This window comes from Bacillus sp. 179-C3.3 HS, assembly GCF_047229225.1.
Classification (GTDB): domain Bacteria; phylum Bacillota; class Bacilli; order Bacillales; family Bacillaceae; genus Bacillus.
Genome location: NZ_JBFEFT010000011.1, coordinates 13,078 through 25,388, shown reverse-complemented (window position 1 = coordinate 25,388; position 12,311 = coordinate 13,078). Strand labels below are relative to the sequence as shown.

Sequence of the window (12,311 nt, the reverse complement as noted above, 5' to 3'; positions counted from 1 at the left end):
TAACCTCGATACTCATCCAGCATCTCTCCATTTTTTTGATCTAATGGTATCTTCTTTCTGAAAACCCTCTACAATAATGTTAGCAGTCAGTTGATCAACGTGAAGTAATGATGCATTTCCATTTTCAACTTGCTTTAATGCTGAAGGATTATCCACTAGATAACTAACTAGTTTTTGAATATTCATCTTGCCCATCTCCAATTAAAAAGAGTATCAGATTTTCCTTTTTAGGAGCCTCTAAATGTAGTTTCTTGATTGATTGTTTAAACTTATTTAAGAGAACGTTTCTCATAATAAATACATATTGTTGAACACCAGATTGTTTTAATTTATCCTTTAATTCTTCATAACTTAAGCTTCTAACATCTGATTTAAAATATCGGAGCAAATCTGAACTCGATTGATTAAACTCATTTTTCAAATATAAAAACGGCAAGGTTTGCATTCTTTTAAAATCTATATTTTCTTTATTAAAAAGAGCTACATAGTCATTTTCAAGCTGCTCGACCATTCCTAAATAGGAAGCGTACTCTTCCACCTTTTCTTCAAAAGAACCTGTTGCCAAGATCACACCAAGCACACATGGTAAGACAAATAGCGATCCTGCCTTTAATTTCATGATATTTAAACAATCCTGCTCATTCTCTGGCGTTACTGCAATATCTAAATGTTGGCCTTCCATAGCCTGAAGAGAATACGAATGCACATAGGTTAAAAGATCTGATGCATTTGGAAGTTTTGAGAAGACACCAATACTCGTCGCCCATAAAATATTCGCTGCATTAATCGCAACCCCGCTCTGACATTCCATCCAAGGATATACATCATTGTCTCGATCTTCCATGTCATCTAATATATCGGCTGATAATATGAGAAGTTCAATCCCGGCTGCGAGTTTTGTAATCGCTTGCTTGTCTTGACCCCCAAATGCCTCATAATGCTGGTATGCCAATTGGCCAAAAGAAAATTCATTCTTTGTATCTGTAAATTCAAGAAGTAGCTTTTGTAAATCTTGATTTTTCACTGCATGTTGAATAAAATCAAACATATTCTGCTTGATCTTTTTGTTCTCTAGATAGTTTAGCATACTTAGACTTGTTCCTCACCTTCCATTCTCTTATATTACTAAAAAGAAATAAGCAATTGTCCACTGACATCACTATTTAACAATTATATAATAATATATCCTTTATTTGTATGTATTAAGACAAAAAAAAGACTTGATCTCATCAAGTCTTAAGAAATTTTCACATATTCATATTTGTCGTATTGATCAATGCTTTTGTTAATGTTATGAAGAGAAGCCGTTGTTTCTCTAATTTCGTTTTCAAGTTTCCATAATAATTGTTTAAGTTCTTCGATTTCATACTTTTCCATCGATTCCACTCTCCTTTTTTGGAAGATCAATGTATTTGTGTATGGTGATTGGGTCATAAGTATTTGATCTGTTACTAACAGTGTAAATGCTATTGAGTATTTTTTCACCGAAAACTATGCACAAAACACATGCGTGATACCGCAAAATTCAATAGGTCTTTTTTCATCATTTTCTGACTTTTCAAATCATACTTTTATCTCAAATTCAAAGCAAACCTGTCATTTCCACAACAAAAAAGGCAACATTCGGCTTAAATCACCTACAACAGAACGTATGATCCCATTCGTTTCTGCGGTTTTCCTTAAGCGGGATCAGTTGTTGGGCACTACTGTGGACACCGCAATTTTTTGACGACAATCACCGAAATCGACCGCAAAAATACCTATTTTTATGGTGAATGTACAAACATAGAATGTTTTTTTCATTCTTTATTCTGATCTTTTACATACATTTAGAACAGATATCCGTCCAATTTCACTACGATAAGAGAAGAGGTGTCCTATTGTTTTACTATGTCCCTTATCCTGGTTTGCAGTTTCCCGCAATGAATAGCGCACATCAGCGCGCACCTGTCACCTATCCACCTGTTGATGCCCATTCGTTTCAAAGAGCCGCAAAGGAATCGACGCGACTCGTCACCGATGCATCACTCATTACACAGCAGATTGCTAACTCACTTTCATTTGGTCAGCGGATTATGCAAGCTGCTGAACATTCTGATACGGCCACAGTGATCAGAATGCTGAAGCAAATCGGTGTAAAGAGCAATGTTGATATTCGCTTCAGTCCTGAAGGTATTCGCATCTTTTTATCCCTGACTTCAAGCAGGTTGTTTCTCCTTTTACGCTGGGGATGACAAAGAAAAGCCGCTCTAACGCGAGCGGCTTTTTTTACGTTTCGAACATTTTATGACACCATTCAATGGCTTCTACATAGCAACTGTAGGCTTCTTGTTTTGGAAAATTTTCATCTAGCATCGCTTGATCCCATTCATTTCGTTCAATTTGCTTCGCCACTTGTAAAACAGAAAAATAATCATTTTCGTAGCCTAGGAGTGCTTCACCGACCTCATCAGACAGAGGCAATTCTTTTAAAAGCTCTTTGATGTCTGCTCTGACCAGCGTATCGATTAATGAAAACATACCTGTCAGCATATAAGAAGCGGGATTGTCTCTTCCGGTACGTCTAGCCATGAGTTCACACGTTTTCGCTCGAATGAACGACATCTTGATGATTTCTTTTTGGCTTGAGTTGACTTGGACATTCAATTCTTTAAATGACAGAATGAAAATCCACCGCCGAATCTCATTGAAACCAAGTAGAATAATCGCCTGTCTAATACTTTTAATTTGATAAAGACGTCTCAAGCCACCTGAATTTAGCATTTTTAATAATTGATATGAAAGGGAAAGATCACTTTCAATAAAATGGGTCACTATCTGTATATTCGGCTGTTCCTTGCTTAGCTCATTTAAAAGCTGATGATACGCGTGAAAGCTAGTCGACAATGCCCGCCCTGAAATTACATGCGGCTCACTAAAGAAATATCCTTGAAACAAGTGGAATCCAGCTTTTAATGCTTCTTCATATTCTTTTCGTGTCTCAACCTTCTCCGCAAGGAATCGCAGCCTATATTTTTTGAATGTAGTCAGGATCTCTTTTCGTTCTTCCTTCGTTGTCTTCAGAAAATCAATTTTTAAAATATCGATGCAATAGAGGAGTTCTTGAAGCCACTTGTCATCACAATGTGAGCCATCGAGAAAGAAATCATCGAGTGCGATCGTATATCCCCACTTTTTTAATTGCTTGCATCTCATAATCAGTGCCGGGGTAATGGGGACATCTTCTAATATCTCGATCACAAGCTGATGTGGGTCAAAATACGTCAGCAGATCAGATGATAGCAAGCTTTCGGTGAAATTAATGTAGCATCGTTTTCCTTCTGTAAGTGTTTCGATACCAATGTTTAAAAAACTGTTAATAATGAGGTCTGTTGTTGCTTGATCACCATCTTCAGCGTTATATGTGTTGGTTTCACTATCTCTATATAGCAGCTCGTATGATACGACTTGTTCTTTTCTATTAAAAATAGGCTGCCTTGCAACAAACACCCTCAACTGCCCCAATCCTCCTTTATTCGAAGACAAACAAGATGTGTTTTCAGTATACCAAATGATGACGCTCTTCGTTTCATTTCATTCGGTTTCATTAAAAAAAGAGACCATTTGTGCACATGGTCTCTCTTTTTCACATAAGGTTAGCCTTCATAAAGGCCTTTTTTGATTTTATTTTTCACATCATGGATGAATTGCATTTTATTGTCCCAGCATTTTTGACTTAGATCGACTGGATATTCTTCTGGTTTGCTGATTCGTTTATATTCCTCCCAGAAGAGCCCAAGGCTGTCTTGTACGTATGCTTGAATCGTCTGAATATCTGGATTATCATACACAAGCTTCCCTTTTTCGAAAATGGTCACATGAAGGTCTTTTGCGACAAAGTTTGTCACAAACTTGCTAATAAATGTGTGGACGGGGTGGAACATTTTCAACTTATCTTCACTATGAACATCTTCTTCTTCAAGGGCAATGTAATCTCCCTCAGAGTGATGGTTCAACTGATTGATGATACGATACACGCGCTTGCGTCCTGGTGTGGTGACTTTCTCTGGGTTAGATGAAATTTTAATCGTATCCGTCATTTCCCCATTTTCCTCGATAGACACAAGTTTATACACCGCACCGAGTGCTGGTTGGTCAAACGCAGTGATCAGTTTTGTTCCAACGCCCCATACATCAATTTTGGCGCCTTGTGATTTTAAATTCATGATGGTGTGTTCGTCAAGGTCACTTGATGCAATGACTTTTGCCTCTGGGAATCCTGCTTCATCAAGCATGGCTCTCGCTTTTTTAGATAAATACGCAAGGTCTCCGCTATCAAGTCTGACACCAATGAAGTTAATCTTATCCCCGAATTCTTTCGCTACCTTAATGGCATTAGGAATACCTGATCTGACCGTATCATATGTATCCACTAAAAAGACACAATCATGATGGGTTTCGGCGTATTTTTTAAACGCTGTATATTCATCACGATATGCTTGTACAAGCGCATGTGCATGTGTTCCTGATACAGGGATGTTAAAGCGCTTGCCCGCACGAACATTACTTGTCGCTTGGAAACCGCCGATAAGCGCCGCTCTAGCCCCCCACATTGCTGCATCCATTTCATGTGCACGTCTTGTTCCAAATTCAAGGGCCGTTTCATCTTCAATGATTCCCTTGATCCGTGCCGCTTTTGTTGCGATCAATGTTTGGAAGTTCACGATGTTGAGTAAAGCTGTTTCAATTAACTGTGCTTCAACGAGTGTCGCTTCAATTCGCATGATCGGCTCATTGGCAAAAACGATTTCTCCTTCTCGCATGGAATGAAGTGTACCTGAAAAGGACAAGCCGCTTAAATACTCGATGAAATCGCTTTTATATCCAAGTTCATCTTTTAAATAAGCAAGATCACTTTCGGTAAAGGAGAATTCTGATAAGTACTCAATCGCTTTTTCTAATCCTGCAAATACGGCAAAGCCATTGTCAAATGGCAGCTTTCGAAAGAAGAGTTCAAAGACTGCCTTCTTCTCATGAATGCCATCTCTCCAATATGTTTCTGCCATGTTTATTTGATAAAGATCTGTATGTAGTGATAAACTGTCGTCAATAAACCGATTCTCCAACTTCAATTCTCCTTCCCTTACTTAACCACCTTCGCCCCGAGTGTATTCTCAAAGTGAGAAAGTGCCCACTCGTGACCTGCTTCATTAAAACTCGCGACAGCGTTTTGATGAATGACAATCTGAAAGCCTTTATTGTAAGCATCCACAGCTGTATGAAGAACACAAATATCAGTGCATACTCCGGCTAAATGAAGTTCAGTAATGCCTCGCTCGCGTAGTTTCATTTCTAATTGAGTGCCTGCAAAAGCAGAGTATCTTGTTTTTTCCATATAGTAGACGTGTTTCAAATGCTTTGACGTGTGAAATAGTGAACTTAGTTTACCAAAAAGCTCAATTCCTTCAGTCCCGCGAATATTATGAGGTGGAAATAGTTTTGTCTCTGGATGATATGGATCCTGCTCTTCATGATGATCGACCGCAAAGACAACAAAGTGTCCTTCATCGATAAATGAAGACGTGATCTCTGTGATATGTGATTCAATCTCCTGTCCAGGTTTGCCGCAAGTCAATTTCCCTTCATCCGCAACAAAATCAACAGTATAATCAATACAAATCAATGCTTTTCCCATCGACATCTCTCCATTTGTCTCTTTTGAATCATTATAGCCTATTCATTTCACTAGGGGAACCTATTCAGCAGATTCACGAGAAATCGCTTTTTGAAATAGCTCGTCTTCTATATAAACCTGTTCTTTATTGATCGCGTGCGGCATGGCAATCACGAGACCAAAAGGAGATTGTGCCTCGAGTTGATTCACAACTTTAAATGAACAGCCGGCAGCATTTGCGGTTTTCACATATTGAGAATAAGATTGATACGACAGTTCTGCATTTAAAAGAACAGTAGCTTGTCGATGAGCCTTCAATATTTGTTCTACTTCTTGATACGGTCGATTCCTCGACACCTGTCCTTTTGTTAAGGCAAGCAGGACGCGTTCTCTCAATGAACCGAGAAACATTCTTCGTTCATCGGGCTTTGTTTCAGCATGTCCAAATATCCCTTGCTGCAAATAAAAATCGACGGATTCTTCTTTCATCGCTGCTTCCACTCCTGATAAAAAATTTACATTTCTGTGACCCAGTGCACAATTTTTTGCGCCAGTTCACGTGCTTCGTCTTTCTCCATTCTTGCGATTAAGGATTGTTCTAAAGATTGTGCAAGTATTTGTTTCTCATCCTCATATGCAATGGAAATACTCCATTCAATATCAGGGACTGCGACAAGTGTTTTATATTCTTTTTTATTTTCATGTAAATATACATTGTAAGTCTTCGGCTTTTCACTTGTGATATGTGCTTTCCTGATTTTCATTTGCCTCTTTTGACACCTCTTTTGTCTTCTTATTTCCATATCTATTGTACCATAAAAAAAGACAGCTTCTGCAAAGGAATCCTTTTCGAAGCTGTCTATGCATTAAAGCTCTTTTGTTGACTGATGAGGTTGACATCCCAAACAAATGTCACGTTCGGGCTGTTGCAAAATCGATTAAAGTCACCTGTATTATACGTACCTGTGCCACCAGTGGAATGATCGACACTTTTAGGCGCAATGGCAAATACATCTCCAAATTGAGCTGCTCCGTTTCCAAGCAAACGTTCAATATGGATTGGTCCAACGATCGCTGGCATCTTTCCACCCCCTTTTCTCTCCTCATCATATGCCTAACACACCAATCTGTGTCTTAAAATAAAAAAACAGCTGATATGTCGTATCATCAGCTGCTTCTTATGCATTGAACGCTTGAGGCTGGCCAAGTAGAGTGAAATCCCATAGCATGGTGGCGTTTGGATCACTTGAGAGGGCCATATAGTCTCCCGAATTAAACGCTCCCGCTCCCCCACTAGAATGGTCTACAGCAAGCGGCGCAATGGCGAGTACATCACCAAATGTAGCCGAACCGTTACCACCTAATGATTCAATATGAATGGGTCCAATAATTGCAGGCATCTAGCTCTTCCTCCCTTTTTGACTCATTTAAGTCATCTTATGCAACGAGAGAAATGATTGTGCTTCTACCTACACGTGTAAATGTTGCTCTTTTCGAGAGCGCTGACGTAGCTGAATGAGTCTGACAATATTCAACGTAATCGCCTTTAACAACGCGTAGACTGGGACAGCGAAGATCATCCCAACAATTCCTCCAAAACTACCTGCCCCAATCAATAGGAGAATAATGGTCAGCGGATGTGTATTCAATCGCTTCCCAATGATTAATGGAGAAATCACGTTTCCATCGATTTGTTGTACGACCAAAATCACAATCACTGTCACGATGGCTTTTCCAGGTGAGTCAAGAAAGGCGATCAGCACGGCTGGCGCCGCTCCAAGATATGGCCCAAGATATGGAATGACATTTGTGACCGCAATGATGATACCAAGAATCAGCGCATATTTTACACCAATTAGTAAGTACCCAATAAAACAAGCGACACCGACAAATAAACACACAACGATTTGTCCTTGGATATAGGCAGCAAGGGTATCATTTAATTCTTTGAAAATCTTCAGCCCTTCCTTGCGGTAAGGGATAGGTAAAAATTGCACGAGCTTGTCCGGAAACTTATGGCCGTCCTTCAGCATATAAAATAAGATGAATGGAACCGTGATCACAGCTAATGCAATATTGGCAATCACGCCAAAAACAGCAGACATGCTTGATGCAATATTCTCTGGCAAGTCTTTTAATGTTGAAACGATGGACTGCTCAAATTTTGAGACAGACACATAATCTTGATTCATCATCCAGGTAAATGTTTTAGAATGTGAGAAATCATTGATAAATTTCTGCATATCCGTGATATAACCAGGGAAGCTTTTCACAAGCCCTCCTACCTGAGAGACAATGACAGGCCCAGCCGCATTGACTAGAACCGTGATGATGCCGATGAACAGGAGATAAATGATGAGAATTGCGGCGGTTCTAGGAATCTTCTTCGACAAGAAACGAACAATGGGATTAAAGATAAAAAAGAGAATCCCCGCAAGTAAAATTGGGACAAACAGTGTTGACGCAAATAAGAAAATCGGCTGAAATAAAAACGAGACTTTTGTTGATACATACACAATAAGTAGAACTAACAGTATCTGGAATGTCCAAAAGTGAACTTTAGATTTTAACAAAGGTGCTCCTCCTGTTACGTTTTGATCTTAATAAAAAACTACTATTCAACCCACCTTCTGTCAACTGCTTCTTGTTTTAGAACCCTATTTTTCGAAAAAATAATAACAATTGGTATATCATTTGTTTTCTTCAGATATACATCAGTAAGCATAAAAAAAGCAGACAGCTATGCGTCTGCTTGTTACACTCTTTCACTATGGTCAGGCATCACCGACACGATTTGCTGGATCCTCACATAAAAAACCGATTTTGTTCCCGCCTCGATCACAATATGATCTGGCATGACTTCCTTCAATTTTCCACGCACTGTATCTTTCACTGTTTGAACAATTAATCTCATACCGACTACTTTTTGCAATGTTTGATAAACATATGGATCAACTAACGAAACAAGCTGCGGACTTCCTTGTTGTGCCATCCTACATGCTCCTTTACTTGTGTATTTACCCATAGCGTATGCACTAAACAATGGGAATGTCACTCAGCAAACCCACAACATTAATACCATATTTTTACAAACGATATTCTTTTACATTTTTTAGAAGTATAATAGTTTCGTGGTGCCAACAAATTATATCATTTGAAGAGGTGAAGTATCTTGAAAAAATTAATTTTTATGATTGCTGTTATGTTCTTTTTATCCTCTGCAAGTTATGCGTATGCAGGCACATTTGGAGATGAACCTGGTACGCCAGGGAAATGGTTTAGAGGAGAAGAACCGATTCAAAAGGATCAATCAAAGCCCCCTCTTGTTTTTGTCCATGGCATTAATAGTTCTTCCTCCACTTGGTTCAACGAAAACGATATGGCAAAACAGGCTGTTCAGAATGGATACGAAAGCGCATTCGTAGATTTATATCCTGATCAAGACTCGAAAAAGAATGGAAAACTATTAGCAGAAAAGCTAAAAGAAATCTATCAATTTTTTGGGCGAAAACTCATCGTGATCGGTCATAGTAAAGGCGGAGTCGATACACAATCCGCACTTGTTTATCACAATGCCCATCAATATGTCAGTAAAGTCATTACGCTCGGATCGCCTCATTATGGGACGCCGTTAGCGGATTTAGCTTATAGTAAGGGCGGAAGTTGGCTAGCGCAGCTCCTTGGCCAAAAAAGCGAAGCACTTTATTCCCTACAAACAGGGATCATGGCTGCTTACCGAAATGAAACGGATCGATTAGAGACATTCCCGCATAAATATGTCACTTATTCAGGTTCAGAATGGGGAAGGTTTGGCGGGGTTTTATATTTGGGCGGCATGTATTTAAAGAGCTTTGGAGCAAACGATGGCGCAGTGACAGTGAGTAGCACAAAGCTATCGTACGCAAATAATATTTTAACAGGAAAATGGGATCACTTCTCAATCAAAGACGGCACAAACATGTTCCCTGTGTTACAAAATCAGCTTCGAGCTAATGTCGCAAATACCGAAATAGAAGACGATTCTGAACTTGAACCAGAAACGAATGAATTGAATACGGATGTTTATGTAAGAGGCGGGGAAAGTGAAAAAGATAAAACAGAAGCATTTTATGTAGAGGAAGGAACGAATGGTTTATCGATTCAGTGGTTAAACCAAAGTCAGGAAGCAGAGCTGGAAATCGTCGCCCCTAATGGAGATGTCTTAACGAAATTCACATCCACAGAAGCTTCTTTCCCATATGAAGGCGCATTTTCACATCAAGTACAGATCAATAAACCCGTTCCTGGAAAATGGATGGTTCGATCAAATTCAGGAAAAAAATCTCCTTATTTGCTGCTTGTCTCTTTTGACTCTCCATTAAATGAGGAAATCAAAAAAGCAGCAATGAAAGCAGGAGATGCATCCACACACTCAAGCAGTCTGATCAAACGCTTAAGTAAAACAGTCGAAACGGTCTATTTTAAAGATAAACAAAAAGATCACCAATTCAAAATGCGATCTTCATCATCCACTCAATTGAATCAAGAAGGTGCCTATTCAGTCACAGTCAATTACACTGGCCTCACCACTTCTGGTACATCAGCGTTTAATCGTACTGTGATTCGCACATTGTATGTGGATCAGGACGGAAAGGTACATGGTGACATTCCGTACTAAACAGAGTGTTTCATAGGCTCGAGTGCCTGTTGCACCTTCTGATCTAAGTCCGCAATTTTTTTCAAAGCGAGAGATTCTTCGATTTGCCTGTAATGGTGATGTCCACCAGGCTCTTCATCCATTTCATCCGCTTTCTTTACAATTTGCTGGAGTGTGTCCTTATGAAGGTCGCCCTCTGGCAAATAAGAATCTGTATGAAGCAAGATGGCGAGTGCAACATCTTTGGCTGCTTTTCGCTCCTCGCCGAGACGTATGAGCAATTTGTGGGCGCGCTCTGCCCCTTTAATGGCATGAATATCATTCCGTCTATATGTCTCATAATCCCATTCTCCGCCAGCAGTATACCATTCATAATGACCCATATCATGCAAGAGTGCGGCTTTCACAGCGAGATCTGGATTGACTCCAGCTTGTACAGCTAGCTTGAATGCATGATAAGCACAAGCAATGGCATGAGCTTTCCCCGAACGATTTAAATATTTTTGGGCGATTGGATGGGTGTATACATCCATTAATGTCACCTTTCTCATGGAACCCCCTCCTTATCTATATTTTTAGCATCCTAACATATTCTGAATAGAAACTCAAATGTTCTGACATATTTTATTTACGTCTCAACATTAGCTTATGCACTGTGAACAAAGGTTGCTTGTTTGCTTGTACCAGATGAAAAAAAAGCAGTCATCATGACTGCTTTTTCACATACTCACGTGCATCATATACACATCCACCAGTTGGGTCGTTCGCTAACAGATCAAGCAAAATACCTGCCACTTCATCTGGACTTTTCAATGCGCCTGCTTCATATAAATGCTGAAAACGATCAAGTTGTTCAAAATCCTGTTTCGTTGCTTTTCGGATGTCTCCCTGCATATCTGTGTCGATCGTGCCTGGTGAAAATGAAAATGTCTTTACAGGAAATGTCTCGTCTTTTTGTTCTTCATGTAAAGTTCTCATAAACATATCGAGTCCTGCTTTTGAGCTACAATACCCACTCCATCCTTTATATGGATTCTTCGCCGCTCCAGAAGAAAGGTGGACGATCGTTTTCTTACTTTTGAGTGACTGAGTCTGTTCGACAAACAAATGGCTCAGCATGACCGGGGTCACAAGGTTCAACATGTAATGTTGATGATACATTCCTTCCCCTCCCTGCCCTACCCGTTTGATAGGTGTCACCATTCCCGCATTATTGACGAGTAGGACTTCATTCGCTTCTGTCACTGTTTCTAGGGAAAGTATACCGCGCAGCCATTCGCTAGCTACTTTTTCATCCAATAGATCGACCTGAGAATGAGTCAGCTTTGGATGAGACATTGGTGCAACACTTCTTGCCGCAGAATAAACAAGATCACCACGTGAAAGCAGCCGCTTCACAAGTGCTAGACCAAACCCTTTTGATCCTCCTGTAACGATTGAAATTCGAATCACAATCTCCTCCTTTGTCCACCCTATTGTACGTAGTTTCTCAGATTGACATCAAGCGATCTACATAAAAAAGCCTGCCCCTCTTAACAGACGGGGCAGACTATTTCTTTTCAACCTTCACACTCACCTTAAGGATCAAGACAATCATGATGATGATGCCTATGACAATGAGGAAACCAAAGATCATCGGTAGCATGGCCGAGTTTTGCTTTTCTTGATCATCTACAGAAGGTGCTGATGCAGCCGAATCACTAAAAGAGATGTCCATCTCTTCCATCATACGGGCTGGTGTTTTAGGCGGATTTTCTTTCAAGTCACTGAATAAATCCGGACTCAATTGTCCGCCTGAAGGTTTAGGTGGTTCAGTGAACTGAATGTCTTTTTTTACATTCGGTGTTGTTTTGCTTTGTTCGTATTTGGTTTGGTCCCTCAATATACCTGAGTTAATATTGAGTTCCTTTTGCTTGTATTCATTTGGCTTTATATTCGTATCCGTATCTTCTCCAGTAGCAGCTACAGTGGGCATGAGGAGAGTAAGGGAGATGACACAAAGTGCCATTCCCTTCACCAACA

General features: G+C 39.8%; 17 protein-coding genes. 2 read left to right on the top strand and 15 right to left on the bottom strand.

Annotation, left to right across the window (positions count from 1 at the left end; translation table 11 throughout):
* Positions 1-12: 12 nt before the first annotated feature.
* The 3 genes from comX to degQ all read right to left on the bottom strand — a co-directional run bounded on the left by comX (position 13) and on the right by degQ (position 1,377).
* Positions 13-186, bottom strand: a complete 174-nt coding sequence (comX, locus tag AB1K80_RS08835) for a competence pheromone ComX (protein WP_412856251.1) — start codon at positions 184-186, stop codon at positions 13-15.
* The gene (locus tag AB1K80_RS08830; RefSeq protein ID WP_412856250.1) at positions 164-1,087 is read right to left on the bottom strand and encodes a polyprenyl synthetase family protein; all 924 of its coding nucleotides are present in this window, start codon (positions 1,085-1,087) and stop codon (positions 164-166) included. Before AB1K80_RS08830 ends, comX begins: the two co-directional genes overlap by 23 nt.
* A 149-nt stretch (positions 1,088-1,236) precedes the next feature.
* The gene (gene degQ / locus AB1K80_RS08825; RefSeq protein ID WP_003213123.1) at positions 1,237-1,377 is read right to left on the bottom strand and encodes a degradation enzyme regulation protein DegQ; all 141 of its coding nucleotides are present in this window, start codon (positions 1,375-1,377) and stop codon (positions 1,237-1,239) included.
* A gap of 503 nt (positions 1,378-1,880) precedes the next feature.
* Between degQ and AB1K80_RS08820 the strand changes: the two genes are divergently transcribed.
* Positions 1,881-2,234 (top strand): inner spore coat protein, encoded by a 354-nt coding sequence (locus AB1K80_RS08820; protein ID WP_412856249.1) that lies wholly within the window; start codon positions 1,881-1,883, stop codon positions 2,232-2,234.
* A 34-nt stretch (positions 2,235-2,268) separates the two neighbouring features.
* Here AB1K80_RS08820 and AB1K80_RS08815 read toward each other — a convergent pair whose 3' ends face one another.
* From AB1K80_RS08815 to AB1K80_RS08775, 9 genes are all read right to left on the bottom strand, one after another.
* Entirely contained in the window at positions 2,269-3,495 is a 1,227-nt protein-coding gene (locus AB1K80_RS08815; protein ID WP_412856248.1) for an EAL and HDOD domain-containing protein, read from the bottom strand.
* 140 nt (positions 3,496-3,635) lie between these two features.
* A complete protein-coding gene (locus AB1K80_RS08810) occupies positions 3,636-5,105 on the bottom strand; it encodes a nicotinate phosphoribosyltransferase (protein WP_412856247.1) in 1,470 nt (489 codons plus the stop codon).
* 17 nt (positions 5,106-5,122) lie between these two features.
* Positions 5,123-5,674 (bottom strand): cysteine hydrolase family protein, encoded by a 552-nt coding sequence (locus AB1K80_RS08805; RefSeq protein ID WP_412856246.1) that lies wholly within the window; start codon positions 5,672-5,674, stop codon positions 5,123-5,125.
* Between the two features lie 60 nt (positions 5,675-5,734).
* Positions 5,735-6,142 (bottom strand): YueI family protein, encoded by a 408-nt coding sequence (locus tag AB1K80_RS08800; protein ID WP_412856245.1) that lies wholly within the window; start codon positions 6,140-6,142, stop codon positions 5,735-5,737.
* 26 nt (positions 6,143-6,168) lie between these two features.
* The gene (locus AB1K80_RS08795) at positions 6,169-6,417 is read right to left on the bottom strand and encodes a YueH family protein (protein WP_412856244.1); all 249 of its coding nucleotides are present in this window, start codon (positions 6,415-6,417) and stop codon (positions 6,169-6,171) included.
* A 95-nt stretch (positions 6,418-6,512) separates the two neighbouring features.
* Positions 6,513-6,734: a spore germination protein gene (locus AB1K80_RS08790; protein WP_412856243.1), complete on the bottom strand. Its 222-nt coding sequence runs from the start codon at positions 6,732-6,734 to the stop codon at positions 6,513-6,515.
* Between the two features lie 97 nt (positions 6,735-6,831).
* Positions 6,832-7,053 carry a spore germination protein gene (locus tag AB1K80_RS08785; RefSeq protein ID WP_412856242.1) on the bottom strand — a complete coding sequence of 74 codons (222 nt, stop codon included), beginning with the start codon at positions 7,051-7,053 and terminating at the stop codon, positions 6,832-6,834.
* A 69-nt stretch (positions 7,054-7,122) separates the two neighbouring features.
* Positions 7,123-8,226 carry an AI-2E family transporter gene (locus tag AB1K80_RS08780; protein WP_412856241.1) on the bottom strand — a complete coding sequence of 368 codons (1,104 nt, stop codon included), beginning with the start codon at positions 8,224-8,226 and terminating at the stop codon, positions 7,123-7,125.
* Between the two features lie 182 nt (positions 8,227-8,408).
* On the bottom strand, positions 8,409-8,645 hold the full coding sequence (locus AB1K80_RS08775) for a YuzF family protein (RefSeq protein WP_099681761.1): 237 nt from the start codon (positions 8,643-8,645) through the stop codon (positions 8,409-8,411).
* Between the two features lie 180 nt (positions 8,646-8,825).
* On the opposite strand from AB1K80_RS08775, the gene AB1K80_RS08770 reads away from it, so the two are divergent.
* Entirely contained in the window at positions 8,826-10,310 is a 1,485-nt protein-coding gene (locus tag AB1K80_RS08770) for an esterase/lipase family protein (protein ID WP_412856240.1), read from the top strand.
* Here the strand turns inward: AB1K80_RS08770 and AB1K80_RS08765 are convergent.
* The 3 genes from AB1K80_RS08765 to essA all read right to left on the bottom strand — a co-directional run bounded on the left by AB1K80_RS08765 (position 10,307) and on the right by essA (position 12,306).
* Positions 10,307-10,840, bottom strand: a complete 534-nt coding sequence (locus AB1K80_RS08765) for an HD domain-containing protein (protein ID WP_412856239.1) — start codon at positions 10,838-10,840, stop codon at positions 10,307-10,309. The genes AB1K80_RS08770 and AB1K80_RS08765 overlap by 4 nt on opposite strands.
* A 154-nt stretch (positions 10,841-10,994) precedes the next feature.
* Positions 10,995-11,741, bottom strand: a complete 747-nt coding sequence (locus AB1K80_RS08760) for a (S)-benzoin forming benzil reductase (RefSeq protein ID WP_412856238.1) — start codon at positions 11,739-11,741, stop codon at positions 10,995-10,997.
* Between the two features lie 97 nt (positions 11,742-11,838).
* Positions 11,839-12,306: a type VII secretion protein EssA gene (essA, locus tag AB1K80_RS08755; RefSeq protein WP_412856320.1), complete on the bottom strand. Its 468-nt coding sequence runs from the start codon at positions 12,304-12,306 to the stop codon at positions 11,839-11,841.
* Positions 12,307-12,311 lie beyond the last annotated feature (5 nt).